This is a genomic window from Collimonas sp. OK242 (assembly GCF_900107095.1).
GTDB lineage: Bacteria > Pseudomonadota > Gammaproteobacteria > Burkholderiales > Burkholderiaceae_D > Collimonas.
On the sequence record NZ_FNOR01000019.1, the window covers coordinates 1 to 25,688 of the forward strand.

The window sequence follows — 25,688 nt, forward strand, 5'->3', positions numbered from 1 at the left end:
TTCAACAACGGTGGCCAGACCAAGGATTGGTCGTTCACTCAGACCGTGGCAGCCAGTACGCAAGTGCCCAGTACCAAGCATTGTTGACCAGCCACGGTTTCATCTGCAGCATGAGCCGTAAAGGGAACTGCTGGGACAATGCAGTTGCCGAACGCTTCTTCCTGAATCTCAAGATGGAACGGGTGTGGCAGCGCCAATATGCCAATCACGCGGAGGCCAAGATCGATATCGCCGCCTACATCGTCGGCTTCTACAACAACGAACGTCTGCATTCAGTTCTGGGCAATCTGCCGCCCTCCGTCTACGAACGGAACATGGCAGCAAAAAAACCTATCGCCGTGTCCGAATTTACTTGACCACTACACAGTGAGGATCGGCTAGCCATGGTCAACAATCCCGACTTTCTCGGTCTGGGTCGGATGTTCCCGGCGCATATACCTGCGTAACGGCTTCAAGGTACACTGCCGGCTGAATTTTTGTTTGGCGCCTAAACGCGAGGTCGAATAAACTTCACCCCTTGGGAAATTTGGCTTGCATTCAAGGGAACGTTGCCTCCATGTAATCGCAGTTTCCTGGCTAATTCAGCGTGCCCTTAAGGGAGTGGTGGCAGGAAGCACCAAACCAATGCTGCCGCGCCAACCGACACACCAACCGCAAGGAGATTACAGTGACTGCAGGTAAATCAACCATCATCTATACGCTTACCGACGAAGCGCCGCTTCTGGCAACCGCTTCTTTTCTGCCTATCGTCAGGACCTTCGCCGCAGCGGCCGGTATTGACGTCGTCGAGAGCGACATCTCGGTGTCGGCGCGGATTCTTGCCGAATTCTCCGATTGCCTCGCTGATGAAAAGAAAGTGCCGGACAACCTGGCTGAGTTGGGCCGCCTCACCCAGGAACCCGATACCAATATCATCAAGCTGCCGAACATCAGTGCCTCGGTGCCGCAGCTGATCGCGGCTATTCGCGAACTGCAGGCACGCGGCTACCAGATCCCCGACTTCCCGGAAGACCCGAAGACCGACGAAGAAAAATCCATTTTGAAGCGTTATTCAAAGACGCTGGGTAGCGCGGTCAATCCGGTGTTGCGCGAGGGTAATTCCGACCGCCGTGCGCCAGCGGCGGTGAAACGCTATGCGCGCAAGAACCCGCACTCCATGGCCAAGTGGAGCCCGGCATCTCGCACCCACGTATCCCACATGCACGGTGGGGATTTTTACGCCAGCGAAAAATGCATGACGCTATCCAAGGCCTGCGACGTCAGGATGGAGCTGGTCGCCAAGGATGGCGCAAACACTGTCTTGAAGAACAAGGTGTCGCTGCAGGAAGGCGAGATCATCGACAGCATGTTCATGAGCAAGAAGGCGCTGTGCCAGTTCTACGAAGAACAGATGGAGGACGCGCGCGAAACCGGTGTGATGTTGTCGCTGCACGTCAAGGCGACGATGATGAAAGTCTCGCACCCGATCGTTTTCGGGCATGCGGTGAAGATTTTCTACAAGGACGCCTTCGCCAAGCACGGCAAGCTGTTCGAGGAACTGGGCGTCAATGCGAATAACGGTTTGAGCAGCGTCTATGAGAAGATCGCCACCCTGCCGGAATCCAAGCGTGATGAAGTGATCCACGACCTGCACGCCTGTCATGAACACCGTCCGGAACTGGCGATGGTGGACTCGGCCAAGGGTATCTCCAATCTGCATGCGCCTAACGACGTGATCGTCGATGCTTCGATGCCGGCCATGATCCGTCTCGGCGGCAAGATGTGGGGGGCGGATGGCCGTCCGAAAGACACCAAGGCGGTGATCCCCGAAAGCACGTTCGCCCGCATCTATCAGGAGATGATCAACTTCTGCAAGACCAACGGCGCGTTCGATCCGACCACCATGGGCACCGTGCCGAACGTCGGCCTGATGGCGCAAAAGGCCGAGGAGTACGGCTCACATGACAAGACTTTCGAAGTCCCTGCCGATGGCGTGGCGCGCATTGTCGACCTTGACGGCACCGTGCTGCTGGAGCAGAACGTCGAGCAGGGCGACATCTGGCGCATGTGCCAGGTCAAGGATGCGCCGATCCGCGACTGGGTCAAGCTGGCGGTGAACCGCGCCCGCCTGTCGGGCATGCCGGCGATTTTCTGGCTGGACGAGTACCGCCCGCATGAAGCCGAGCTGATCAAGAAGGTGAAGACCTACCTGAAGGACTACGATCTGACCGGTCTCGACATCCAGATCATGTCGCAAGTACGCGCCATGCGCTACACCCTGGAGCGCGTGATCCGCGGCAAAGACACCATCTCGGTGACCGGCAACATCCTGCGCGACTACCTGACCGACCTGTTCCCGATCATGGAACTCGGCACCAGCGCCAAGATGCTGTCGATCGTGCCGTTGATGGCGGGCGGCGGCATGTTTGAAACCGGCGCGGGTGGCTCGGCCCCGAAGCACGTCAAGCAACTGGTGGAAGAAAACCACCTGCGCTGGGATTCGCTGGGCGAATTCCTGGCACTGGCCGTGTCGCTCGAAGATATCGGCATCAAGACCGGTAACAGCAAGGCCAAGATCCTGGCGCAGACCCTCGACGACGCCACCGGCAAGCTGCTGGAAAATAACAAGTCGCCTTCACCACGCACCGGCGAGCTGGATAACCGCGGCAGCCATTTCTATCTGGCCATGTACTGGGCACAGGCGCTGGCGCAACAGACCGACGACGCAGAACTGCAGGCGCAGTTTGCACCACTGGCCAAAAGCCTCACCGAGAACGAGCAGGCCATCACGGCGGAGTTCAAGGCGGTACAGGGTAATCCGGTGGACATCGGCGGCTACTTCATGGTCGACACGGAGAAGCTCAAGGCAGTCATGCGCCCAAGCGCAACCTTCAATGCGGCATTGAACGCCGCGGGCAACTGACGGCAAGGTAATGCGGATCTGCATAATTATGCAGATCCGCACCAGCTTTCCGGCGCAATTTCGCACTTCGCGTCGCAACGCTACGTGTTTTGGAATGGAAGCGGTTCGAATTATTGTGTGCGAAGTACAATTCCCGACTCCGTCTAGTGCGGAGTCGGGAGCGACTTTCTGTTTGCCGACGATGTCAGTGAAATCTAGTCACTGGTAATCATCAGGCATCCGGGCATGACCCTGACACGTACGTTGGCATTGGGGTTGAAGCCTGTTTGCCTGATCCCGTTGCCATGCAGGCGAATCCAGAGTGTTTCAGGATCGTCGTCCTGATAGAAGGAGACGTTGAGCCGTTGTGCTGGGTTTACTATCGATGTGCTGCTATCTCGCGTACTATTGCGCTTAGCCATATTCAACTCCGGTTTAGTTGCTTGTGGTTAGCGGGTCATGGGTGTTTCCGCACCTCTGACCCGCGTCTATTTACTGCTCTGCATAGCGCTCTTTACTCTGAACGCCTTCTTAAAAATAGCACGTGCGCATGTTTAAAGACATCATTATCGTGCGTCGATGGATTTTTAAGAAAATGCAGATACTTGGCGTTGTTGGCTTCGACTCAGCGGGTGCAGGCTTCTTTGGATTCTTTGCCGAAAAGAAGGTCATACCTATTAGCGGATAGGGGCAAAGGCGGTTGGTATTTCAATCACACAGAATATCTGGAGATGTTTCTGCTGTATGCTCGTTTTCGCAATCTATGAGAAACTAATCGACGGCAAATTTTACGGTCACACGATATGGAGATATAGCTATGGGACGGGCAAAACAAGGGCAATTCGATCAAGAGGAAAAAACGAATCGAGCTTTAGCGTTATGCGTTGAAATTGGCGCCATCGAAATATGCGATTCGCATGAGGATACATACATCGATACTCTAGAATATTCAGACTACGACGAATTGACAACAGCAATCCTAAAAAATAATCCTGACTCGATTGATTTCTTTGATAATCGAGACGACATGCTTGACTCTATAGGAGACGCTATGGGTTCTGCTGGGGATGAGTGTGGCTCTTGCGAAAAAAACCGTAATTCATAGATTGCAAATTCGAAGACCAAACATAAAATGCAAACCTGCCTGTTATAACAGGATTAAAAGTAACGCTTAACTTGGACTTGCCAAAGGCTTTCGTTTCCGAGGGCCTTTGGTTTTTAGACTTATCAACAGTTGCGTGATAAGCCCATGAGCTGGAAAGGGTGGAATTGTAACTCGGCGTTGGATGTCATATATCCTTGGTCGGCATAGAGGTGACTTTACACGACGCTGCCTGCTTCGCCGCTGCGTATCTAGCATTTCATTTTGCCCCCGACCCAATAGTCTCGTACATGGCAACATCGAACACCGAGTGTTCGACTTGATACAACTTAACGTCTTTTTTCCTGAAATGCTATTGCGTTGTCTGCGGCCATTGAAATGACTACGCGATTAAACAGTGGAGAGCGCTATCTCTGCTTCGCTTTCTGTCGCTGTCGATGCCAATTGTTGTATGAGCCGGGCCAGTTGGCGGGCTGTATAGCAAACGTGATGGTTCATGTCAGCTATGACCCACGTAGCAAGTGAACCGGGCCTAATTAGGCGTCTTGCGCAATCATCGATGTAAGTATCACCAAAGCTGCGTGTCCGACCCACATATCGAAAATCTGCGCTAACGCGACTGGCTAGATCGTGATACTGATCATAGTCCTTGATGGGGTGGTGGAGGGCATGGCCTCTAAAATAGATGATTTTATCGCCAGCGGTATAGCGAATTTTGGCGTTCACGTACCGGCTTGTTGTTTGATCACTGAAATCGGGATGTATGATGCCGTAATCCCCAAATGTTGGTTTGATTGTATCGGGCATGTCCCGCCAGAGAGCTGACCAAAGACGCAGTTCTTGGCGAATCACCTCGCCGACCTTATTTTTCTCGATACTACCCACGGTTTTCAGTGCGGAAGAACCGGCAATTACTATTGATCTATAACCGGCGATGTTCGGGTTGTGAAAGAGAAAAGAAACTATGTTCTCTGCTAGGTTCGATGTGTCGTCCCCATCTATGTGTCGCAAGTCTAAAAGTAAATCAATTTTGTTTTGTGGCAGCCGCATCTGAGCGGTGCGTTCGATAATTTGCGCCCAGACATCATCGAAGAGATATTCAGCTAGATCGTCACGAGACAAGCGAAAGCAAAATCCTTTATTGAAATCCCGAGCAATCACGCCGAGCGCATCCCACAAATCATCATTTCGTTCGAATCCATACGCCGGAGTCACGGAGCGTCCGAATGCTTTTAATAGCGCGAATCCATGAAGGGTAGCGTTTGTGCCGTCTGAGATCGTCGCGTCCGGCATCAAACCGTGGAAATCTACGAAAATCTCACCAAGCGGCAAATGCTTTCGAATGTACTCGCAGAGTTTGAAGACGTGCTCCTCTACCAGTGGAGCCTTGGGATTGATTGGCATCGCTTCGATGAACGGTTTCATCAGTTGACGAACATCATTGTTGACCCTGCCAACGGCCATCAAATCATTTTTTTTGCCCTTGACCAGCGGCACATAAACTGAGCGACTATTCATCGATATCTCCTGCTTACGTCAACAAGATTTCATTGAAAATGCTGTTGTACCAATCCCTGCTCTAAAAATTCACGAAAATGCTCGTAGTGACCGCTCTCGAACTGAATTCGTCCAGCCACAATTGCTGGGTGAATATGCAGACTGTCCGCAAGTTCTTGAATGCTTTGATTTGTAGGGGCGAGTCTAGCCGACGAACGCTCCCAAACGGCACGGCGAATAAATGAATCGCGGGCTATACGATTCGCTTCATTCTCTTTTTGTTCGCTCTTCTCAGTACTCGCAATTCGTTCAATGCGATCAATAAACGCCTCGTCGGCAGTATTCAAGTGTTTCCACACGTGCGCGACCTCGTGCATCAATGTGAACCAAAAATAGTCAGTTCGATCAATTCGCAGCGTCAGACCAATCACCGGGGTGCCTCGCTCAGACAGCATCGCTGCGCCATCTATTACAGCGTTCGGTAGCCGAGGCTCGACGATCACTGCAATACCACACTTCGATAGGAATTCAACTGCCAGGCGAGGGCCATTACTGAACCAACTTAGTCGAGCAAGGTCTCGCAACGTATCAGCAGAAATTTTTCCAGGATCAAATTTAGGTAAATCATTCTCGACATCCTTGGCACGCATCAAGACCCGGGCTGTCCATGCTAATGTCGAATAGTACGCCTTTTCATCGAGCTTATCGCCCCGAAACCTGCGTCTAAACATGATAGGCACTTGGCGGCTCGGAACAATCTGGGTAAGGAAAGAGCGAAGCCTCTCTTCTGCATTCTTCCCGCTAATTTTTGCTGCGCTGAACCACCCACGCCTTTCCATCTCCCGATAGGGAAACCGTTTCCAGTCGATTTCTTCGACGTTGCTCTCACTGTCACGTGATGGAACGGGTTCTCTTCCGATGAGAGCATCTGCTGGAATTCCAAGGCCGCTCGACAGAGCGCGAATCATTTGCACCGTTAGAGGTCGTTTGCCTCCTAACACTTCAGAAACCCGGCTTCTGCTGCCCAAGAGCGGAACGAGGTCCTTCTGTCGAAGTCCCTGTTCAGCCATTCGAAATTCAATAATCTCGATTGGATCAAGTGCCTCGAATTGATATGCACGCTTTTCGTAATCTTCAATCAGGAGAGCAAGCAATGCGAGGCGATCACCTTCGGTCGATCCAATCGGTGGGTCAAGTGCAACAAGCTCCTCCGCTTCTAGCAGCGCAGTTTGATGTTCAGTTTCGCTTTTCAGAATTCTATATTCCATATCAATGCATCCGCTTCGTGTACTGGTCATGTGTGCCCACCCATTTGATGGATATCACCCCTGCGTTGTACGCCACCTGGGTTTCCAGGCGGTACTCGTTGCCGCGCACGTTAAAGATGACAATGTTTGTCGCTAAAAAGCTGGCAGACGGATATCTGTCCTTGATATCGTGGCTAGTCTCCCAGCGACTGGCGCGTGCATCTGCGATCCAGTTCGATATCCACTTGCGGCAGTCTGCGTGCTTGTCGCAAAAGGCGGCAAGCACCCCAAGTCCAACAATCCTCATTAAAACCAGGCTCCCATAAATGCTTCGAATCTCGAATCCCATTATGGGAACATATTTATTGTTACCGATTTGGGATCGGTCGTCAATGCCAAATTGCACCTAAGTAAGTGCCTTCCTGTCGCGACATGCCTGGTAATCGAGGAATTAGTGTTTAGCTAGAAACAGACATGTGGTGATATTCATGCAGTGTGACAAAAACAGCGCCAAATGCATTTTCCAATTATGAGCATTGCTCAAGTGCAAATATTTCTCAGCTTGAATGCGATAGTGCCAGCCCGTCCAACAAGGCATACTTTCTTTGCAATACTAATTCATCCGCACTTGCCCCACAGATTTTGTCCAACAAGTATATGTTTAAGATTTTCTTTACATATTCTATGAAGTACTAAATACTTGTTATGCATTATCAAAAAAGGGGAACAGAATGGCAGCAGGGCAAACTATTGGATACTTGCGAGTATCGACCGCTGGGCAAAATACAGCGCGTCAACTTGACGGCATTGCGCTAGATCAAGTATTTGAAGACAAATGCAGTGGAAGCACGACGGATAGGCCACAACTTACGGCAATGCTCAAACATGCTCGATCAGGTGACACAGTCGTAGTGCATGAGATAAGCCGACTAGCTCGTAACACTGCCGATTTGCTAGACCTCGTAAAGCTGCTCACTACCAAGGGTGTGACTGTCTCGTTCATCAACGAGTCAATGACCTTTGCCGCTGGCAAAGATAACCCGATGAATACCATGTTCCTAACCATCATTGGAGCCATTAGTGCATTCGAGCTATCGATGATTAATGAGAGACGTGCTGAAGGCCAAGCCAAGGCGCGAGCTGAAGGTAAACACATGGGACGTACTGCGAAGCTGACAGCCGAGCAGATCGCAGTAATTAAGCAACGCGCTGCAACTGAGAGCAAGACCGCGCTGGCTGATGAGTATGGCGTATCCAGGGCAACGCTATATTCAGTATTGAAGGTGGCTTAGGTCCATACAGCCGTCGGAATTGCATTAGGCCCATAGGCCGTCGTGAGTCGCACAAACCGGGAGCTGTACGATGCTTTTTTTCCTGACAATTCAACCCACAATTAAGGCTTGATTCTTACTATCTGATATACGATGTTATTCTTATTTGGCCAGAGAGGTCAGTCATGAAAAAATCTGCAAGGATCAGAAACACAGTTTCCTATGTCAATGAGAAAAACCAACGCATCAATGTTCCGTTGGGACCGTGCGAGATTGAAGAATATCCTTCATCGAGCAAGATCGCTGCAAGAATTTGGTGGACTGACAAGGATGTGGAGAATATGACTGATCTCAGTGATGCGGAATGGGCGCACTACAAGTCCACAAAAGCATTCGTCATTGATGATTAATATGGTGCAGCCATTTGGAATTGCTCATGCAAACCAATCGTCGCCATTCGATACTCAATGACGGCAGCATTTGAAATAACTAATACTGGGCACGCGACCATGAAGAATTCCAAGAAAAATAATCTACAAAGCGCAGGCAATTTCACGATACCAAATGAACAAAAAGTATTTGGAAACCTTCATCTAAATGGCCGCAGCACAGTATTGCATCTTCAGCCCAAAGCTGAATTATCACCGCTCGATGAGAACAGCGTAATAAATGGAGAGTTGGGTGATCTCAGAAAAGTGAGCTGCTTACAGTGCGTCGTTGGATCTACAGGAGGTGGATTTCGAGGTGATGCTGGACAGTATCACTATGCTGACATATTCCCACATTTTGTCACTATAGGGGATCAGCACTTAAAACCTGACGCGCACTCCATCAAAGCCGCTCATTTCACAACCAATGACGTGCCCTTGATTTTCAACGACTTTGGCGCATTCGGCCACTTTACAGATTCAAACTCGCTAGTTAAATCTTTTGTTAAGGAAAATAGGCCCACGCACGAAATTGCACTTGGCGACTCACCCGAAATTTTCTATTTTTCAGGGAAAGATGAGGTTATTGCAGTAGATACACCTATCGGCCAGTTCCGCGTATCTCATCGACCAAGCTACCGTACGGGCGGTTCAAATGGTTCGCTCGTAAAGAACAGCATGATTGTGACCTTGGAATACTCTGAGCCGGTCGTCCTTGGCGTGTGCATCGAGAGACTGATGTCGATCCACCGATTCCTTAGCCTCATGGCAGGTCGCAAGCAGTCAATCGAGTCAGTCTCTCTTGAGCTTGTCGGCCATTCCGTCAGCAAGCCGTCACTGCTTGAGTTGCACTGGTCTTTCGCGCCCAAACGGCCCAAAAAAGATGATAACGTGCCTCGTATAGGAGATATTCCTCTCGATGCAGTTCGTCGACCGGAGGAATTTAAAGTCGTTCTCAAAAATTGGCTAAGTCGAGAAGCCGAATGGCGGACAGCACGTATCCGATACGCAGGATGTATGGGAAAAGGAAACTCTTATAGTATTGATCGCATTGTCGCCGCCGCAAATATGTTTGATATTTTGCCCCAGGATGCGATGCCATCGGCATCTCCTCTTTCGGACGAACTTATCAAGGCACAGAAGGATTGTCGTGAAATTTTGAAGCGATTAGCTGTGGGAGTAGAGCGAGACAGCATACTTGGGGCACTAGGCAGGATGAACCAGCCTTCGCTCACGAAGAAAGTACTTCATCGAGTCGATATGGTGAATGTCCATTTGGCCAGTCAATTTCCTGAGCTTGCGTCGGTTGCTACTACAGCGGTCAAGATCCGCAATTTCTTCGTGCATGGAAGCTCAGGTGGCTTTGATCCAGAGAAATTAGAGCCGTTACTGCCATTTCTCACGAATACTCTGGAATTTATCTTTGCCGCGTCTGATTTGATAAATGCCGGTTGGGATGCTCCAGCTTGGGGCAAAAGGCACCATAGTCGGGGGCATAATTTCATAAGTTTTCGGTGGGGTTACGAAAATCATCTTGCGCTTCTGAAGAAAGCTCTGTCGTAACATCGCTACGACGTTCGAAGTGACATGCGTCACGCTTCTATGCCGGTGCTGGACCGAATAGTCTCTCAAACAAGGCCAGAACATTCTTTCTCATATCTAACTGCTGCTGCATGAACTCTGCCTCATCAGGCGACAAGTGAATTTCTTTCCTCAACGAGCTAATTAGCTGCACCATTGTTTTTTGTAAAGGTTCCATTTCCGCGATCAGTTTACGCGAGTAGGCTAATTGTTGCGGGGCGAGAGCTTCTCTCATATGAGCCCGGTGTCTTTTGATTGCATCCACAAGATCATTTGCCTCTTTCCAAGCCTTTTGAACTGCCTCGATAACGTTAGCGTCTGCCCCTTGCTCAGCCAGATCGGCAAGTTTCACACTTTTGCGCAGCACCTCGCTTTCGGCGTGGATCAGCTTCTTATTTAGCTCCCAGACTGGATCCAGCGCTAATCGTAGAGGAAATGCAGATGCTAGCGCCAGCAAGTACACTTCTGACATTTTGTTAGCAAGGTCGCGCGATAAATGAGCAGCTTCCGACTCTGCTACAAGCCAAATTTTTGAGTTGGCCTTTAAGAAAACCTGAAGGGCATCACTATCAGTGTTTCCGGAAAAATCTAAGGGCTTAAAAGGGAAACCACCAATAGCCCCAAGAGCCGCGTGTGTCTCCTCCACTGCTTTCGTGTAGACCTCACGCCTAATTGCTGCTTTTCGATCTTCCTCTTTTTGGATGGCGTCATGGGATCGCTGTTTGTCAGCTTCCAATTTATCGTGAACGTGTTGGTCTCTCAAACGCTTGTAGCTGCTATTGTTGGCAGAACGGATCCCAACATACGACATGCCGGATGCCAGCAAGGCACCAATTGCCCCCGACCAAATCACAGCCGGTATGCTATCAATCCAAACGAAAAACGCGTCCCACAAATCCATCTTTCACCTCAAATCATTGATGTAACTTGGAACACGTGGGCTTCGCGTAAGCTGAAGCTGTTATTGCTTCATCTCTGGTTTTCCAGCCGCTTTGAGTTTTGCATTTAGTGCATCTCGTCTTTGCTTTGCTTTTTCCGGTTGAACGTAGAAAAAATCAAATAACTCTTCCAAAACGTCTAAGTTCCACTCTGCCTCCTCGGGTTCCACGGACATAATTGACCCGCTGCTGGTGTCCTTCATTGGATGGGCGGCAAAATTACCTATATTGCGTACCGCGTCCAGATTGTCGGCAATTGCAGGTGGCAATTTATTTGAATCTATAGCTGCCTTAATTGCTGGAGCAAGATTGTGTTGAGTGAAGCCATTCTCGTGCAACACGCCTTGAAGACAACGCCGACTCAATGCAGCAGACGCTTTAGGGCTATCAGATAGTACAAGGCACGCTTCGTTAAAATCCTCTGCGAGATTTGCTGGCACCTCTGCCGGTGCCTTCGGCCTATTAGCCGCACGAGGATAGACTAATCGCATCGGTGTACCAATAATCCCGTTTCCTAACTGAGAGGATAGGAAAATTATCGCGTCATGGCAGGATGGACATTCCATATGCGTCGCGGTCCAATATAAAGGTGCGCCGTGTTTTTCCCCAATTGCTGGATTAAACGTTGTTGTGTGAAAGCCTGGATGAATCTCAATTTGGCAGTGCGGACATTGCATTGTTGGCCCCTAACAGAAAATGATTGTGCAGTTCATATAGTTTTTATTTATGCAAGTTAGAGTATCCGGAATACTGCCCAATTGCATCAATTTGCATCAAAATAATTCTCACCTGTCTTGCCATTGCCATATTTCGCAAATCTCATATACTGTACATTCATACAGTTGTTTGGGGTGGCAAAAATGTTTGTGCGTGTCGAATGCCTCTGGGATGAGGGACGCCGATTAGAACGTGACGTATTGGCAGCACGCAAGAGAAATTGCATTTGTGGCGAACTGCGCCTAGAGCGTCAAAAGCATGAATATCTTGCGGAGTGAACTACTCTTGTGGCACGTCTAATGAATGGGGACTTTGACTCACTGTCACCGTTACAAGATGCTGTAGATTAGATCGGTGGATAGCGTTTTAAAACGCTATTTGAGTCTTAAATTAATCCGCTGATTTCGCAATCAATTACGATTTTGGTTCAGCCTATGGCTGTATCTGATACGTCTTGAAAATTTGGAGATTCCGGCGAATGCGGGAACCTTTATTCTGATTGCAATGTTTTTTGAGCGAATCGTATTTGCACAAAACTTTGCCCGGGAAATATGCTTTGCAACGCGATTTGCATTTGGTTATCCATTTTCTTCGTCGTGGCGATGCCCTCGTCCACTTGCCTGATGAATTGATCGGTCAACGCGGCCAGCTTGGCATACTCAGCTCTAAAAATCGTCTGCAATGATTCGTGCGTCAGATTAGGGATGTTCTTTGAAAGCACGGCCTTGCGCAAATCATCGTGCGCGACGGCTCGCAGTTCAACGGTGTTGAGCAGAGCTTGATGATGCCAGTCAAGGACTCGCAACTCCACCAGAGCCATTGAGCACAGCTCGCCGTCTTGATCCAGAAAATAGTTGAGGCTGTCGAAATCGAAATGGAGCGATTGCATCATGCCGGGCTGCGGCGAGTCCATGAGGAATGCACGGTCTTCGCTTTGCCTGATGTCTTCGTGATCTATGAAGAATTGACGCAAATTGTCGAATACGTTGAACATGGTTGCAATTGTGAACAACGCTTTGTTCGCTGACGAAATACGTATATTGCGCTCGGCCTCATCGCGTGTTTTCCGCTCCGCGCTGAACGCAGCCCATCCGCCTGCCCACGCCGCTACAAATGTTCCGAAGACTGTGACGATGAGATCGACGTATCTATCATGATGCGTGTAGATCAGCACTCCGGAAAAAATGAATGCGGCGAGAATGACTACGATGAACGGACGGTTGAATTTGGACAGCATCGCGCTTTTCCATGAAATGGGGGCAGTGCACAGTATGAAAATGGGTTGAATGTCTATGCGTCGGTGCGCGGCTTCGATTCTCGAAATCCACGAACGATCCAACGGACGACGGAAGCGAAAAGCTCAGAAAACATCCATAACAGCAATGGAAGCGCGATGCCGACAAGTAGGAAGCGGGACCAACGAATTTCCGATGTCTTCGGAATGCCATCCTGTTTCGACCAATAGATTTCCCAAGGTTTGATCTCTCTCTCCGTCGACAGATCGAATCCTTTCTTATCGCCACTCTGCTTGGCTTGCTGATTCTTGGGAACGAGAGATGCGGCCGAGCGGGGGGCGCGCAGCAAGGCTTCCAATCGGGCCGCGAGTTCCGGCGTCAACTTGTTGGGCATGTCCACTATGGTGCCGTCAGGCATCTGCACGGGGACAGCGGACTGTCCCTCTTCCTTTTCTCGGCGAACAGCGAATTCAATTTCTTCTTGGTCCGAAAGCCGGACGTTGCGGCCATCCGGCAAAGTGGCCGTGTCGCCTTTGACCAATGTCCCGACAGGAATACCTTGATAAACGAAGTAGCCGTCGTTCTTGCTGAAATAATCCGTTCCCGCGATTATCGACGCGATGCCGATCCACAGTATCGACATCGCCAAGGCGATGCGCCTCCACCCATTTAAGCGGACAACCATATTTTTCTCCCGTCGATATACCGCTGGAGTAGACAGGCTATCACAACAGGCAAATTCGATGCCTCCATTCAATCAAAGCGGCAATTAGAGACTCTATGGATCAGATCGGGGAATTGTTTGGCGAGTGGCTTCGGTCACTCGCCATTTTTATCGGGCAAACGAAAAGTTTAAAAAATTGCCGGAGATTTTTGAGGCTACGGGTGAGCAAAATTAAAAAATTGCCCGTTAATAAGTGTACCCGCCACTTTCAAAGCGGACGGCTAACTAACTTTGGTCTCGATGGTGGCGAGTTAGGATTTTCTGACCGAATAAGTTCTTGGTTTTTGCGACTCAAAGAAATGAAGCGGGTCGATACAGACCATCCATTTTGTACCCTGAGAGGCAAAAAATGAAAAAGGCCAATCCGAAGATTGGCCTAAGTCATTGATTCAATTGGTCGGGGCGAGAAGATTCGAACTTCCGACCCCTTGCACCCCATGCAAGTACGCTACCAGGCTGCGCTACGCCCCGACAAGCCTGCTATTATATCAGAGCAAAATTGCTTTGTTTCCAAGGCAATACATAAAATTTTAACTGTTTGTTCGCCAGACGATGACGCCGTTCATTGCAGTTTGCAATGAACCGTCAGATCGCCCGGCCGGCAATCCTCATTCGATAATCTTATGCCAATAAAAATTAGCCAGCAGTTTGACGCCGCCGCCATCGAAGTGTTGCGCGCCGATAGTCCTCAGCAGATTGAATTGAACATCCGTAGCGACTCGCATGCGGATTTCACGCAATGGTTCTATTTCCGCTTGCAAGGTGCGCGCGGCGAGGCTTGCCGCATCCGTTTCATGAATGCCGGCGCCGCTACCTATCCCAAGGGCTGGGAAAACTATCAGGCGGTGGCCAGCTACGATCGCGAGACCTGGTTCCGGGTGCCGACCAGTTTTGACTGCGAGGTGATGACCATTGCCCATACGCCGGAACGCGATAGCGTGTATTACGCCTATTTCGAACCGTATTCGTGGGAGCGTCATCTGGCCTTGCTGGGGCGCGCAGAGAAATCGCCTTTGGCGCGGGTGCAGGATCTGGGCGGCACGGTTGACGGTCGCGATATGAATCTGCTGGTGATCGGCAATCCGGCCGCGGCCAAGAAGGTGTGGGTGATTGCGCGCCAGCATCCGGGTGAAACCATGGCGGAATGGTTTGTCGAGGGCATGGTCGATGCATTGCTGGACCGTGCCAATCCGCTGGCGAACAAGGTGCTGCAGCATGCGGTGTTCTACATCGTGCCGAACATGAATCCGGATGGTTCCGTGCGCGGCAACCTGCGGACCAACGCTGCCGGCGCCAACCTGAATCGCGAGTGGATGACGCCGTCGCTGGAGCGCAGCCCCGAAGTATTTGTGGTCAAGAACAAGATTCACGAAACCGGCTGCGATCTGTTCCTGGACGTGCATGGCGATGAGGCTTTGCCGTATGTGTTTGTGGCCGGCTCGGAAATGCTGGAAGATTTTAGTCCGCAGCAGGGCGTGGAGCAGCAAAAATTCATAGCCGATTTCTTGCGCGCCAGCCCGGATTTCCAGACTGAATACGGCTATGCGGCGAGCAAGTACAGCAGCGATGTGCTGACCCTGGCGTCGAAATATGTCGGCCATACCTTCAAGTGCATATCGCTGACCCTGGAGTTGCCGTTCAAGGATAACGTCAACCTGCCGGATGCGCAGGTCGGCTGGGATGGCGCTCGCAGTGCGCGTTTGGGGGCGGTGGTGTTGCAGCCGATATTGCGGGCGTTTGAATAGGCCGTACTGCATGCGGTCTTGGTGCATGTTGTGAAAGAGCCGGGCATGTCCAACATGCCCGGCTTTTTTTTGCGCCGTAGTTCTGCTGAGCCGGCAGCGACTGCTAGGCCTGTTCAGTTATCTGCGCAAAGCGCCCGCTGTTGAAGTCGACGATCGCCTGGGCGATTTCTTCCTGGCTGTTCATGACGAACGGGCCATGGCCGACGATCGCTTCATCGATCGGCTCGCCGCTAAGCACCAGCACTACCGCGTCGTTGTTGGCTTCGATATCGACGCTGTTGCCGTCGTTGTCGAGCAACGCCATTTGCGCTTCGCGCGCCACGGTCTCGCCATTGATCAGCACGGTTCCGTGCAACACCACCAGCGCAGAATGCCAGCCGGCGGGCAAGGACAGTCTGGTGTTGCCGCCCTGGTTCAAGCGCATATCCCACACGTTCATCGGTGTGAAAGTACGCGCCGGACCGGCATGGCCGTCGTATTCGCCGGCAATCACCCTTACTGTGCCGGCGCCGTCAGGCAAGGCCACAACAGGAATGTCGCGATCTGCGATGGCTTGATAACCGGGCGCTGTCATCTTGTCCTTCGCCGGCAGGTTCACCCACAGCTGCACCATTTCGAGCGTGCCGCCGGAGCGCGTGAACGCTTCGGAGTGGAACTCCTCATGCAGGATGCCGCTGCCTGCTGTCATCCATTGCACGTCGCCGGGGCCGATAGTGCCGCCATTGCCGGTCGAGTCGCGGTGCGTCACTTCGCCCTTGTAGACGATGGTGACGGTTTCGAAGCCGCGATGCGGATGCGAGCCGACGCCGCGTGGGCGGGTAGCAGGCCTGAACTCGGCCGGACCGGCGTAATCGAGCAGCAGGAAAGGACTTAGTTGCTTGCCGTGGCTGGTGTAAGAAAACATCGAACGAGCAGGAAAACCGTCGCCGACCCAATGTTGGCGAGGTGCGCTGTAGATGCCGAGGACTTTTTTCATGATCGATTCCTTGTGGTGGTTGCATAGTTGTTGCAGGTAGAAGATTAAATCAAGGACAATGGCTGCGGTAGTCTGTGGAATTTGCCATCAGCGTCCTATTTTATGAACGATGAAATGTTTGCGCGGGAATTGTTATGCAGGATTTGAACGATCTCTACTATTACGTTCAGGTGGTCGACCATGGCGGCTTTGCGCCGGCCGGACGGGCCCTGGGCATGCCGAAGTCCAAGCTGAGCCGGCGCCTGGCGTTATTGGAGGAGCGCTTGGGCGTCAGGCTGATCCAGCGTACTACCCGGCAATTTTCCGTGACAGAAGTCGGGCAGTCGTATTACGAGCACTGCAAGGCGATGCTGGTGGAGGCAGAGGCTGCGCAAGACGCGGTCGAGCTGACGCGGGGCGAACCGCGCGGCATTGTGCGCCTGACTTGCCCGGTGGCTTTGCTGCATGCGAATGTGGACGTGATGCTGGCAGATTTCATGGCGGCCAACCCGCGTGTGACGGTGCTGCTGGAGGCGAGCAATCGCCGGGTTGACGTGGTGGCCGAGGCGGTGGATATTGCGATCCGGGTACGGCCGCCGCCGATTCCGGATAGCGAGCTGGTGCTGCGGGTACTGGCTGAACGCAGTCAATGCCTGGTCGCCAGTCCGCTGCTGCTTAAGGGGCGCTCGCTGCCGGCCTCGCCTGCCGATTTAAACGGCTGGCCGAGCCTGGGGCTGGGGACAGGGCAGCAAAATCATATATGGACATTGTTCGGCCCGGATGGCGCCAAGGCGGCGATTCATCACACGCCGCGTTTTGTCACCGGCGATATGGTGGCATTGTTGCGGGCGGCAGTGGCTGGCGTCGGCATTGTGCAATTGCCGACCATGATGATACGCGAACAGGTAGCGCAAGGCACGCTGTTGCATGTGCTGGATGACTGGCGGCCGCGCCACGAAATCATCCATGTGGTATTCCCGTCGCGGCGCGGCTTGCTGCCCTTGGTGCGTACCCTGATCGATTATCTGGTACAGCGTTTCCGGGCACTGGAAGAAGATTGAGATGATTGAAGGGCGTGCGCCGGCTCAGTGAAAATGGGCTGAGCCGCTTGGTGTGTCATCAGGCATTTCCGGATGCACCAGATCGCCTTCGCGGTCCGGGTAAAGCGGGGTGCCGCAATCGTCGCAGAATTCCATCGCATACATTTCGGCATGCCGCTGAATGTCGTCGATACCGCATTCGCGCAGCAGGCTCAGGATTTGTTCCAGCGGGGTTTCCGGTTCGGCCGCGGCCTCGTCGCTGTCGCTGGCGCGGGTAATGATTTCTTCAGTCGCTTCTTCCTGCCCGTACAGCGGCCACACCACGCCGTAGATCACCTCATTGGTTTGGCCCAGCGAGAAGCCGATCCGGTATTCGTCGACCCGGCCGCTTTCCGGCTGTTCGCTAAAGCGGCCGATGCTGGCGTGCAGGTCTTTCGATGCGATGTCCAGCGTGTGCGTCAGGTAATAGCTGGCGGCGCGCAGGGAAGCCGGACGGATTTGCAGGTCGGCCTCGCGGCAGGCGGCAAAGTAAGCCTCGGGTAGCAACACCTGGATGCCGCAACCTGGCAGCAAGCGTGTCAGGTTGGGAGTGACTTGAACGCGCCATTGTTCCAGTGCGTTTTCCTTGTCGGCGGCAATATGCCCCGTTTGTCCACGCGTCATTTGCCAGTGGAACAAGGGCATGCCGCTCGGGACTACCAGGGCGGCCAGCAAATAACGGGTATCGGCCAGGAAGGGCGCGGTCTCCGGCGGATTTGCGGGGCTGCGCACCGGTGCGGCGTTGAGTGCGGCATGCGACAGTTGCTGCAGCAGGGTAAAGGTTTCGCAATGGGTGCGCGGCAACTGATCGATGGCGTACAAGGTCGGCACGATGGCGGTTAGCACTTCCGGCGCCAGGATATGGGCGTGCAGATGGGCGTTCAGCGTCATGACGACGTCGGCCGGAATCGGCCCCGATCCGATCGAGAAGCGCGTCCACGCCAGCAGCGGAATGCCGACCAGCAGGCAGTCGTATTGCTTGCCTTGGTACTCGATGGTGCTGGATTCGCTGCAGGCTTCGACCACGTCCATCAAGGCGTCGTAGGCATCGGGCTGGGTCGGAAACAGCTGTTCCAGCGCGCCGTCGATAGGCTCCTGGTGATGGGCTTTGAAATGCCTGCCGAGCAGGGCTTCAATCTCGCGTTCCCATGCGCGCTCCTCAAGACGGCTGGAGGCTTGTATCAATGCTTGCGCCAGCTCGGCCAGGCGGTGGCTGTCGGCGGAAAATTTACGGGAAGGTTTTTTTGACGGGCGGCGCATAGTAGATAAGGTAAGGAGCTGACAACATAGTCAAAATCTTACTGCGCGACCGTAGCGGATGCATGCATCCGATGACCGGCAACTGAGACGCTCACATATTCATGGATGAATATGCTCCGCTTTTCTGCGCTGCCTTCTGGCCTACGACCGCTTGCTGAGAGTTTTCAAAGACTCTGAGGCAGGAAGACTGCAAGATCCTATTGTAGTGGATTTAACGGTATGTTGAATAACTACCGTAGATGAATGGCAACAATCCCTTGATTGAGGCCGAAAACGAGAAACGCCGGCATGGCCGGCGCTTTTTTTGTACATTCTTGAGTGACTTTGTCGGTGCATCCGACTGCCAGCCGGCCGCCCATGCAGAAGGGGCGGCCGGCTGGTGTGTCGTTATGCCGCCAGCAACTGGCGCAGCACGAACGGCAGGATGCCGCCGTGTTTGTAGTAGTCGACTTCGATTGGCGTATCGATGCGCAGCAGAACCTTGACTTCCTTGGTTTCGCCGTTGGCGCGATGGATCACCAGGGTAGCGTCTTGCTGCGGCTTGATTTCGCCCTCGATACCTTTCAGGTCGAAAGTCTCGTGGCCGGTGATGCCCAGGGTTTGCACGCTGTCGTTACCGATGAATTGCAAAGGCAAGACGCCCATGCCGACCAGGTTGGAACGGTGGATACGCTCGAACGAACGCGCAAACACGGCCTTCACGCCCAGCAACTGGGTACCCTTGGCTGCCCAGTCGCGCGACGAACCTGTACCGTATTCTTCACCTGCAAACACCATGGTTGGCACGCCGTCTTTGACGTACTGCATGGCTGCGTCATAGATCGATGTTTCTTCGCCGGTCGGCTGGAACAAGGTGATGCCGCCTTCAACCCGCGAACCGTCCGGTGTAGCAGGAATCATCAGATTCTTGATACGGACGTTGGCGAATGTGCCGCGCATCATGATTTCGTGATTGCCGCGCCGCGAGCCGTAGGAGTTGAAGTCAGCCTTCAGCACGCCGTTGGCGATCAGCCATTTGCCGGCCGGGCTGGATTCCTTGATGGAACCAGCTGGCGAGATGTGGTCGGTAGTGATCGAATCGCCGAACACGCCCAGTGCGCGCGCGCCGGTGATGCCGGTCGCAGCTGCCTTCGGCACCATGGTGAAGTCCTGGAAGAACGGTGGCTCAGCGATGTAAGTCGATTTCGGCCAGTTATAGACTTCGCCGCCGGCGACGCCTTTGATGGCTTCCCACAGCTTGCCAGGTGCGCCCTTGACGTCAGCGTAGTTGGTCTTGAAGGTCTTGGCGTTCATCGCAAACTTCATCAGCTTGGCGACTTCTTGCGAAGTCGGCCAGATGTCGCCCAGATAAATGTCTTTGCCGCCCTTGCCCTTGCCGACAGGTTCCGTCATCAGGTCGCGCGTCATGTTGCCGGCGATCGCGTAAGCAACCACCAGCGGCGGCGAAGCCAGGAAGTTGGAGCGGATGTTCGGATGGATACGCGCTTCGAAGTTACGGTTGCCCGACAACACAGCCGACGCCACCACGTCGTTCTTGACGATGGCTTCGTTCATGGCTGGCGTCAGGTCGCCGGCGTTACCGATACAGGTTGTGCAACCGTAGGCAGTGACGCCGAAGCCGAGCTTTTCCAGGTACGGCAGCAGGCCAGCCGCTTCCAGGTACTCGGTGACGACGCGCGAGCCAGGGGCCAGCGAAGTCTTGATGTGCGACGACACCTTGAGGCCGGCTTCGACCGCTTTCTTGGCCAGCAAACCAGCCGCCAGCATGACGCTCGGGTTGGAAGTGTTGGTGCAGGAAGTGATTGCAGCAATCAGCACGTCGCCGTTTTGCAGTTTGACGCCGTCAGCGTTGGTGTAAGTCGCGTCCAGGTCTTCCACTTTCTTGTTGAAGCCGTTTTCTGCGACAGGCTTGCTGAACAATTCTGCGAAGTTGGCCTTGACGTTGCCGATTTCGATACGGTCTTGCGGACGCTTTGGACCAGCCAGCGACGGTGCAACGGTAGCCAGGTCGAGTTCGACCACAGTGGTGTAGTCGATGTCGCCGGCTTTTGGAATGCCGTACAGGTTTTGCGCCTTGAAGTAGCCGGCGAATGCGTCGATTTCAGCTTTGCTGCGGCCAGTGCCTTGGAAATATTCGATAGTCGCGTCGTCCACCGGGAAGAAGCCCATGGTGGCGCCGTATTCAGGCGCCATGTTGGCGATGGTGGCGCGGTCGGTCAGGCTCAGCGAGGCAGTGCCTTCGCCGAAGAATTCGACAAACTTGCCGACCACTTTGGCTTTGCGCAGCAGTTCGGTAATGGTCAGCACCAGATCGGTTGCGGTGACGCCTTCACGCAACTGGCCGGTCAGGTTGACGCCGACCACGTCCGGTGTCAGGAAGTAGACCGGTTGGCCCAGCATGCCGGCTTCCGCCTCGATGCCGCCCACGCCCCAGCCGACGACGCCGATGCCGTTGATCATGGTGGTGTGGGAGTCAGTGCCGACTAGGGTGTCCGGATAGTAAACCGAATCCTTCTTGTGGACGCCGCGCGCCAGGTATTCCAGGTTGACCTGGTGGACGATACCGAAGCCCGGCGGCACGACGCCGAAAGTGTCGAATGCCTGCATGCCCCATTTCATGAACTGGTAGCGCTCGTTGTTGCGCTGGAATTCCAGTTTCATGTTGAGGTCGAGTGCTTTCTTTTCACGGAAGTGGTCGATCTGCACCGAGTGGTCGACTACCAGGTCGACCGGCACCAGCGGCTCGATGTTCTTGGCGTTCTTGCCCAGCGAGGCGGCGACGTTGCGCATGGCGGCGAGGTCGGCCAGCAGCGGCACGCCGGTAAAGTCTTGCAGCACTACGCGCGCTACCACGAACGGGATTTCGTCAGTGCGGGCTGCGTTGGCGCCCCAGGCGGCCAGTTGCTTGACGTGTTCTTCGGTGACCTTCTTGCCGTCGCAATTACGCAGTACGGATTCCAGAACGATACGGATCGACACCGGCAGGCGCGAAATGTTGATGCCGAGTTTTTTCTCCAGGGCCGGCAAGGAGTAGAACTTGCCTTTCTTGGAGTCGGAAATCTTGAATTCCTTGAGTGTATTCAGCGTGTTGCGGGACATGATTTCTCCTGGGGTTTTAATTTAATTACAAGCTGTGTGCTGGATCGACAGCTGCGGCGGCCGGCATTGCTTCTTGCGCTGCGGATTTACATTCGTTCGCAAGTTGATGTCCTGTTTTCGAATCCAGCAAAATACCCTTGGCAGGGATGCCGATCCAGAGCAGGCCGTATTTGCGGTTTTCGAAGCGGATGGCGCCGGTGGTGGTCGGTACGCGCGACAGGCGGTGCAAGGTTTTGCCCCAGCGCAGCGCGATGTGCTTCTCGTCTTCGGCGTTGGTGAAAATTGTCAGGCTGTTGCCGAGTTCGCATTTGTAATCGACGGAAACGGAAGTCTTGACGTCCGGCGTGCCTTCGTCCTCGCCATCGTCGACTTCTGCCGGCGCTGCTTTTGCAGCTGGCTTCTTGACGGCTTTCTTGCTGGTTTTCTTGGTGGTGGTCTGGGCCTGAACTTGCGGCGCTACAACTGCCAGGCTGGCGCATAGTAAAACAAGCATTGATAAACTCGTCGACAATCTCTTTTTCATTTTCATTGCTCCGTAATGCATCCCGTTATCTCGGAAAAGGCGGGCTGCGGTTATAACAAAATTGTTGCATCTTCGGGTAGTGCGATGCCGTTATTTTTTGCGCGCTGCAGAACACCCCAGTAATAACGATAACTGGCGCGGTCATGCAGCGTGCCCTCGTGTTGTATTGGTCCCCATGCTGCTTGCCTGGCCGCAAGCAGGATTTGTGCCGCGGCGGCTATCTCTGACGGCGGCGGGGTAAATGCGTTCAATATCGGTTTGATCTGTTGCGGATGGATGCTCCACATCCGGGTATAGCCGAATTCAGCCATGGCGCGGCTGGCATCGGCGGCGACGGTGGCGTTGTCCTTGATGTCGGTGGTGACGTTATGCGAGGGCACCTTGCCGTGCGCATGGCAAGCCGCGGCAATTTCCAGTTTTGCGCGCGCGACCAGCGGATGGCTGAACTGCGCCGGCGAACGCATCGCCGCGCTGGGAATGGCGCCGTAATGCGCTGAAACGAAATCCATGATGCCGAACGACAGCGACTGTACTTGCGGCAGGGCGGCGATGGCGAACACATCTGCCAGCGCGCCATGGGTTTCTATCAATACATGGACCGGCAGCGCCTGCCGTCCGGCCAGGCTGCTGTGGTGATCTATCAGGGCGATGGCGGCGCTGACGTCGGCCAGGCTTTCGGCCTTGGGCAGCATCAGGTAAGCCAGCCGGCGCGCTGCGCCTTGGCAGATGATCTCTACGTCTTGTTCGAAAAAAGTGCTGCCGATGTCGTGTACGCGAGCGCCAATGCGCTCAAAGCGATTGTCGGCGCCGGCGATGACGCCGGCGACCAGTTGTGCGTGCGCTGCTTCGTTGCCGGCGCTGGCGCCGTCTTCGCAGTCAAGTGTGATGTCGAATACCGGACCCAGCTCCTGCTGCAAAGCGACTGATTTACGCATGAGCTTTTCAGCGCCGGCGTAATGATCGCAGACCGGTAGCGAGACCGGCTGTTGCTTGCCTAGGAATAAGACCTGGGTAGGATGCATTGCGAAGTTCTTAATAATAATTGCGGAGTAGGGCAGACACCTGTGCGTACCAACGAGTACCAGCGTCCGCCCTACATTGAAGCAGTTGCTTAGCCGACCAGGTGTTTCACGCCGTCACGCTCTTCTTGCAGTTCTTGCAGCGTAATGTTGATGCGCTCTTGCGAGAAAGCGTCGATTTCCAGGCCTTGAACGATTTTGTATTCGCCGTTTTCGGTGGTTACCGGGAAGCCGAACATGGTGCCTTCAGGAATGCCGTAGGAGCCGTCCGATGGCACGCCCATGGTGGTCCACTTGCCGTTGGTGCCGAGTACCCAGTCACGCACGTGATCGATGGCTGCGTTGGCGGCCGAAGCAGCCGACGACAGGCCGCGCGCTTCGATGATGGCGGCGCCGCGCTTGCCGACGGTTGGCAGGAACACGTCTTTGTTCCAGACTTGATCGTTGATCAGGTCTTTGACCGACGCGCCGTCAGCTGTCGCGTAGCGATAGTCTGCGTACATGGTTGGCGAGTGATTGCCCCAGACGAACAGCTTTTCGATGGCTGCAACCGGTTTGCCGATCTTGGCCGCGACTTGCGACAGGGCGCGGTTGTGGTCTAGGCGCAGCATTGCGGTGAAGTTCTTGGCTGGCAGGTTGGGCGCCGATTTCATGGCGATGTAAGCGTTGGTGTTGGCTGGATTGCCCACCACCAGGACCTTGACATTGCGCGAAGCGACGGCGTCCAGCGCCTTGCCTTGCACGGTGAAAATCTGTGCATTGGCTTCCAGCAGGTCTTTACGTTCCATGCCTGGGCCGCGTGGGCGGGCGCCAACCAGCAGGGCAACGTCAGCATCCTTGAATGCTGTCATCGGGTCGCTGTGCGCGGTGATGCCGGCCAGCAGCGGGAACGCGCAATCGTCGACTTCCATGATCACGCCCTTCAACGCTTTTTGTGCTTTTTCGTCAGGGATTTCCAGCAGTTGCAAAATGACCGGCTGGTCTTTGCCGAGCAGGTCGCCGTTGGCGATGCGGAACAGAAGGGAATAACCGATTTGACCAGCGGCGCCGGTCACGGCAACACGCAGAGGGGACTTAGCCATGTTGAATCTCCAGAGAGGTGATAAAAATATTCGCGGGGCAGAATCCAAGAGCCGCCAGGCTGAGCTGAGCCCCGTGGCGGATTACTCTGCCCTTAACCGTTCAATTCAAATAAGAAAGACGGTTAAATTACAAAAAATCCCAGCAAAATATATAGCAAGATACAAAAAGCGGCGACTTAAATACGCAACCTCTAATCATACCGGCGAAAACCGCCTGCGTCAGTTTGTTTCGCTTTAATCCCGGCGCCAGAATTTACAGCCGGCATCTATGCCATGAAAATCGATTTGCGCGAAACAAACACTATCCAGCGATCGTCAAATAGTGCTTATGCCCGCGAGTTTAGGCGTGGCAACATGGTATGTCAATCAATATCTTATGTCTTATATAAGACATATCATTGCGTATTTTTTACTGGACGACAAGGGGTGTTTTATGGTGAAATCTGAGCTTATGAGTTCCATCCCGTCCAATGTGAGTAGTGACCCAGCCGGCCAGAGCGCTGCGGTTCCTGCGTCCCCCTCAGTATCGTCTCCAACCTTCAGTCCACTCTATCAACAAATCAAGGCGCTGATCATGCAGCGCCTGCAATCCGGTGAGTGGAAGCCGGGCGAACTGATTCCTAGCGAAGTCGAGCTTGGCAACCGTTTCAAGGTAAGCCAGGGCACGGTGCGCAAAGCGATTGACGAACTGGCGGCAGAGAACCTGCTGGTGCGGCGTCAGGGCAAGGGCACGTTTGTCGCCACCCATCACGAAGCGCGCTCGCAATTTCGCTTCCTGCGCCTGATGCCCGACAGTGACCAGCCGCAAGTTACCGATAAAAGAGTGATCGAGCTGAAGCGCTTGCGCGCGCCGGCGGAAATCGCCCGTCTGCTGGGCATGAAATCGGGCGACTCGGTGATATATGTCAAGCGCGTCATGTCATTTGACGGCGTGCCGACGATACTGGAAGAATTGTGGCTGCCGGGTGCGCTGTTCAAGGCTTTGACGCTGGAGCGCCTGGTCGAGTACAAGGGGCCGATGTACGGTTTGTTTGAAACCGAATTCGGCACGCGCATGATCCGTGCCACCGAGCAGATTCGCGCCGCCGGCGCCGACGCCGATGCGGCTGAGTTGCTGGCGGTGGAAAAAACATCGCCTTTACTGTGCGTGGAACGCGTGTCTTTTACCTATGGCGACAAGCCGGTGGAAGTGCGGCGTGGTTTGTATGTGACCAATCGCCATCACTATCAGAACGAATTGAGCTGACAAGTGGGAGCGGCGAGTTGGAGTAGGGAGTTGGAATAGGTGGCTGGCTGGCGACAGCG

25 protein-coding genes and 1 tRNA gene are annotated in these 25,688 nt (G+C 53.7%); 11 read left to right on the forward strand and 15 right to left on the reverse strand.

All coding sequences use genetic code 11. The features are described 5' to 3' along the window. Together BLV81_RS19210 and BLV81_RS19215 are read left to right on the forward strand one after the other, a co-directional pair. Positions 1–356: integrase core domain-containing protein (locus BLV81_RS19210; protein ID WP_176992905.1), on the forward strand; the 356-nt coding region annotated here is incomplete at its 5' end. 311 nt (positions 357–667) lie between these two features. After that, complete coding sequence (locus BLV81_RS19215) at positions 668–2,902, forward strand: NADP-dependent isocitrate dehydrogenase (RefSeq protein WP_092359253.1); 2,235 nt, start codon at positions 668–670, stop codon at positions 2,900–2,902. A gap of 194 nt (positions 2,903–3,096) precedes the next feature. On the opposite strand, the gene BLV81_RS24475 is transcribed toward BLV81_RS19215, so the two are convergent. Beyond that, positions 3,097–3,303, reverse strand: a complete 207-nt coding sequence (locus BLV81_RS24475; RefSeq protein ID WP_092359255.1) for a SymE family type I addiction module toxin — start codon at positions 3,301–3,303, stop codon at positions 3,097–3,099. A gap of 128 nt (positions 3,304–3,431) precedes the next feature. On the opposite strand from BLV81_RS24475, the gene BLV81_RS23980 reads away from it, so the two are divergent. Together BLV81_RS23980 and BLV81_RS19225 are read left to right on the forward strand one after the other, a co-directional pair. Then, a complete protein-coding gene (locus BLV81_RS23980) occupies positions 3,432–3,569 on the forward strand; it encodes a hypothetical protein (protein WP_176992906.1) in 138 nt (45 codons plus the stop codon). A 129-nt stretch (positions 3,570–3,698) separates the two neighbouring features. Continuing rightward, complete coding sequence (locus BLV81_RS19225) at positions 3,699–3,986, forward strand: hypothetical protein (protein ID WP_092359257.1); 288 nt, start codon at positions 3,699–3,701, stop codon at positions 3,984–3,986. Positions 3,987–4,373: 387 nt separating this feature from the next. Here the strand turns inward: BLV81_RS19225 and BLV81_RS19230 are convergent, their stop codons facing one another. From BLV81_RS19230 to BLV81_RS19240, 3 genes are read right to left on the reverse strand one after another with little or no spacing between them, the layout of a single operon-like run. Next, positions 4,374–5,501, reverse strand: a complete 1,128-nt coding sequence (locus BLV81_RS19230; RefSeq protein WP_092359259.1) for a beta family protein — start codon at positions 5,499–5,501, stop codon at positions 4,374–4,376. 29 nt (positions 5,502–5,530) lie between these two features. Next, positions 5,531–6,748, reverse strand: a complete 1,218-nt coding sequence (locus BLV81_RS19235; protein ID WP_092359261.1) for an ImmA/IrrE family metallo-endopeptidase — start codon at positions 6,746–6,748, stop codon at positions 5,531–5,533. Position 6,749: 1 nt separating this feature from the next. After that, positions 6,750–7,133 (reverse strand): type II toxin-antitoxin system HigB family toxin, encoded by a 384-nt coding sequence (locus tag BLV81_RS19240; protein ID WP_255365362.1) that lies wholly within the window; start codon positions 7,131–7,133, stop codon positions 6,750–6,752. A gap of 325 nt (positions 7,134–7,458) precedes the next feature. Here BLV81_RS19240 and BLV81_RS19245 point away from each other — a divergent pair, with 325 nt between their 5' ends. From BLV81_RS19245 to BLV81_RS19255, 3 genes are all read left to right on the forward strand, one after another. Then, positions 7,459–8,019 carry a recombinase family protein gene (locus BLV81_RS19245; protein WP_092359263.1) on the forward strand — a complete coding sequence of 187 codons (561 nt, stop codon included), beginning with the start codon at positions 7,459–7,461 and terminating at the stop codon, positions 8,017–8,019. Between the two features lie 164 nt (positions 8,020–8,183). Beyond that, positions 8,184–8,408, forward strand: coding sequence for a hypothetical protein (locus BLV81_RS19250; protein ID WP_092359264.1), 225 nt, complete (start codon positions 8,184–8,186; stop codon positions 8,406–8,408). A gap of 99 nt (positions 8,409–8,507) precedes the next feature. After that, the gene (locus BLV81_RS19255; RefSeq protein ID WP_143036384.1) at positions 8,508–9,989 is read left to right on the forward strand and encodes an ApeA N-terminal domain 1-containing protein; all 1,482 of its coding nucleotides are present in this window, start codon (positions 8,508–8,510) and stop codon (positions 9,987–9,989) included. A gap of 37 nt (positions 9,990–10,026) precedes the next feature. On the opposite strand, the gene BLV81_RS19260 is transcribed toward BLV81_RS19255, so the two are convergent. From BLV81_RS19260 to BLV81_RS19280, 5 genes are all read right to left on the reverse strand, one after another. Then, positions 10,027–10,908, reverse strand: coding sequence for a hypothetical protein (locus BLV81_RS19260; protein WP_092359269.1), 882 nt, complete (start codon positions 10,906–10,908; stop codon positions 10,027–10,029). A gap of 60 nt (positions 10,909–10,968) precedes the next feature. After that, on the reverse strand, positions 10,969–11,622 hold the full coding sequence (locus BLV81_RS19265; RefSeq protein WP_255365364.1) for a DUF4145 domain-containing protein: 654 nt from the start codon (positions 11,620–11,622) through the stop codon (positions 10,969–10,971). 530 nt (positions 11,623–12,152) lie between these two features. Further along, entirely contained in the window at positions 12,153–12,899 is a 747-nt protein-coding gene (locus tag BLV81_RS19270) for a hypothetical protein (protein WP_092359273.1), read from the reverse strand. A gap of 53 nt (positions 12,900–12,952) precedes the next feature. Beyond that, entirely contained in the window at positions 12,953–13,582 is a 630-nt protein-coding gene (locus tag BLV81_RS19275; protein ID WP_092359275.1) for a hypothetical protein, read from the reverse strand. Positions 13,583–14,015: 433 nt separating this feature from the next. Then, positions 14,016–14,092, reverse strand: a tRNA-Pro gene (locus tag BLV81_RS19280). Between the two features lie 152 nt (positions 14,093–14,244). Between BLV81_RS19280 and BLV81_RS19285 the strand changes: the two genes are divergently transcribed. Beyond that, positions 14,245–15,366, forward strand: coding sequence for a M14 family metallopeptidase (locus BLV81_RS19285; RefSeq protein WP_092359277.1), 1,122 nt, complete (start codon positions 14,245–14,247; stop codon positions 15,364–15,366). A 103-nt stretch (positions 15,367–15,469) separates the two neighbouring features. On the opposite strand, the gene BLV81_RS19290 is transcribed toward BLV81_RS19285, so the two are convergent. Beyond that, entirely contained in the window at positions 15,470–16,342 is an 873-nt protein-coding gene (locus BLV81_RS19290; protein WP_092359279.1) for a pirin family protein, read from the reverse strand. A 134-nt stretch (positions 16,343–16,476) separates the two neighbouring features. Between BLV81_RS19290 and BLV81_RS19295 the strand changes: the two genes are divergently transcribed. Further along, positions 16,477–17,382 carry a LysR family transcriptional regulator gene (locus tag BLV81_RS19295; RefSeq protein ID WP_092359281.1) on the forward strand — a complete coding sequence of 302 codons (906 nt, stop codon included), beginning with the start codon at positions 16,477–16,479 and terminating at the stop codon, positions 17,380–17,382. A 24-nt stretch (positions 17,383–17,406) separates the two neighbouring features. Here BLV81_RS19295 and BLV81_RS19300 read toward each other — a convergent pair whose 3' ends face one another. The 5 genes from BLV81_RS19300 to BLV81_RS19320 all read right to left on the reverse strand — a co-directional run bounded on the left by BLV81_RS19300 (position 17,407) and on the right by BLV81_RS19320 (position 24,383). Continuing rightward, positions 17,407–18,660, reverse strand: coding sequence for a DUF2863 family protein (locus BLV81_RS19300; RefSeq protein WP_092359283.1), 1,254 nt, complete (start codon positions 18,658–18,660; stop codon positions 17,407–17,409). Positions 18,661–19,047: 387 nt separating this feature from the next. Further along, positions 19,048–21,759, reverse strand: coding sequence for an aconitate hydratase AcnA (acnA, locus tag BLV81_RS19305; RefSeq protein ID WP_092359285.1), 2,712 nt, complete (start codon positions 21,757–21,759; stop codon positions 19,048–19,050). 25 nt (positions 21,760–21,784) lie between these two features. Beyond that, positions 21,785–22,252, reverse strand: coding sequence for a hypothetical protein (locus BLV81_RS19310; RefSeq protein ID WP_255365366.1), 468 nt, complete (start codon positions 22,250–22,252; stop codon positions 21,785–21,787). 80 nt (positions 22,253–22,332) lie between these two features. Further along, a complete protein-coding gene (locus BLV81_RS19315; protein WP_092359289.1) occupies positions 22,333–23,304 on the reverse strand; it encodes an HpcH/HpaI aldolase/citrate lyase family protein in 972 nt (323 codons plus the stop codon). A gap of 89 nt (positions 23,305–23,393) precedes the next feature. Beyond that, on the reverse strand, positions 23,394–24,383 hold the full coding sequence (locus BLV81_RS19320) for a malate dehydrogenase (protein ID WP_092359291.1): 990 nt from the start codon (positions 24,381–24,383) through the stop codon (positions 23,394–23,396). Between BLV81_RS19320 and BLV81_RS23730 the strand changes: the two genes are divergently transcribed. Beyond that, positions 24,382–24,621, forward strand: a complete 240-nt coding sequence (locus BLV81_RS23730) for a hypothetical protein (protein ID WP_143036385.1) — start codon at positions 24,382–24,384, stop codon at positions 24,619–24,621. The genes BLV81_RS19320 and BLV81_RS23730 overlap by 2 nt on opposite strands. A gap of 195 nt (positions 24,622–24,816) precedes the next feature. Further along, a complete protein-coding gene (locus BLV81_RS19325; RefSeq protein ID WP_369823907.1) occupies positions 24,817–25,629 on the forward strand; it encodes a GntR family transcriptional regulator in 813 nt (270 codons plus the stop codon). Positions 25,630–25,688 lie beyond the last annotated feature (59 nt).

What these genes read in the sequence shown, in the direction of transcription:
- BLV81_RS24475 (WP_092359255.1), bottom strand. Translation starts at nt 3,303, where the DNA reads ATGGCTAAGCGCAATAGTACGCGAGATAGCAGCACATCGATAGTAAAC.
- BLV81_RS23980 (WP_176992906.1), top strand. Translation starts at nt 3,432, where the DNA reads ATGTTTAAAGACATCATTATCGTGCGTCGATGGATTTTTAAGAAAATG.
- BLV81_RS19225 (WP_092359257.1), top strand. Translation starts at nt 3,699, where the DNA reads ATGGGACGGGCAAAACAAGGGCAATTCGATCAAGAGGAAAAAACGAAT.
- BLV81_RS19230 (WP_092359259.1), bottom strand. Translation starts at nt 5,501, where the DNA reads ATGAATAGTCGCTCAGTTTATGTGCCGCTGGTCAAGGGCAAAAAAAAT.
- BLV81_RS19235 (WP_092359261.1), bottom strand. Translation starts at nt 6,748, where the DNA reads ATGGAATATAGAATTCTGAAAAGCGAAACTGAACATCAAACTGCGCTG.
- BLV81_RS19245 (WP_092359263.1), top strand. Translation starts at nt 7,459, where the DNA reads ATGGCAGCAGGGCAAACTATTGGATACTTGCGAGTATCGACCGCTGGG.
- BLV81_RS19250 (WP_092359264.1), top strand. Translation starts at nt 8,184, where the DNA reads ATGAAAAAATCTGCAAGGATCAGAAACACAGTTTCCTATGTCAATGAG.
- BLV81_RS19255 (WP_143036384.1), top strand. Translation starts at nt 8,508, where the DNA reads ATGAAGAATTCCAAGAAAAATAATCTACAAAGCGCAGGCAATTTCACG.
- BLV81_RS19260 (WP_092359269.1), bottom strand. Translation starts at nt 10,908, where the DNA reads ATGGATTTGTGGGACGCGTTTTTCGTTTGGATTGATAGCATACCGGCT.
- BLV81_RS19265 (WP_255365364.1), bottom strand. Translation starts at nt 11,622, where the DNA reads ATGCAATGTCCGCACTGCCAAATTGAGATTCATCCAGGCTTTCACACA.
- BLV81_RS19270 (WP_092359273.1), bottom strand. Translation starts at nt 12,899, where the DNA reads ATGCTGTCCAAATTCAACCGTCCGTTCATCGTAGTCATTCTCGCCGCA.
- BLV81_RS19275 (WP_092359275.1), bottom strand. Translation starts at nt 13,582, where the DNA reads ATGGTTGTCCGCTTAAATGGGTGGAGGCGCATCGCCTTGGCGATGTCG.
- BLV81_RS19285 (WP_092359277.1), top strand. Translation starts at nt 14,245, where the DNA reads ATGCCAATAAAAATTAGCCAGCAGTTTGACGCCGCCGCCATCGAAGTG.
- BLV81_RS19290 (WP_092359279.1), bottom strand. Translation starts at nt 16,342, where the DNA reads ATGAAAAAAGTCCTCGGCATCTACAGCGCACCTCGCCAACATTGGGTC.
- BLV81_RS19295 (WP_092359281.1), top strand. Translation starts at nt 16,477, where the DNA reads ATGCAGGATTTGAACGATCTCTACTATTACGTTCAGGTGGTCGACCAT.
- BLV81_RS19300 (WP_092359283.1), bottom strand. Translation starts at nt 18,660, where the DNA reads ATGCGCCGCCCGTCAAAAAAACCTTCCCGTAAATTTTCCGCCGACAGC.
- acnA (WP_092359285.1), bottom strand. Translation starts at nt 21,759, where the DNA reads ATGTCCCGCAACACGCTGAATACACTCAAGGAATTCAAGATTTCCGAC.
- BLV81_RS19310 (WP_255365366.1), bottom strand. Translation starts at nt 22,252, where the DNA reads ATGCTTGTTTTACTATGCGCCAGCCTGGCAGTTGTAGCGCCGCAAGTT.
- BLV81_RS19315 (WP_092359289.1), bottom strand. Translation starts at nt 23,304, where the DNA reads ATGCATCCTACCCAGGTCTTATTCCTAGGCAAGCAACAGCCGGTCTCG.
- BLV81_RS23730 (WP_143036385.1), top strand. Translation starts at nt 24,382, where the DNA reads ATGTTGAATCTCCAGAGAGGTGATAAAAATATTCGCGGGGCAGAATCC.
- BLV81_RS19320 (WP_092359291.1), bottom strand. Translation starts at nt 24,383, where the DNA reads ATGGCTAAGTCCCCTCTGCGTGTTGCCGTGACCGGCGCCGCTGGTCAA.
- BLV81_RS19325 (WP_369823907.1), top strand. Translation starts at nt 24,817, where the DNA reads ATGGTGAAATCTGAGCTTATGAGTTCCATCCCGTCCAATGTGAGTAGT.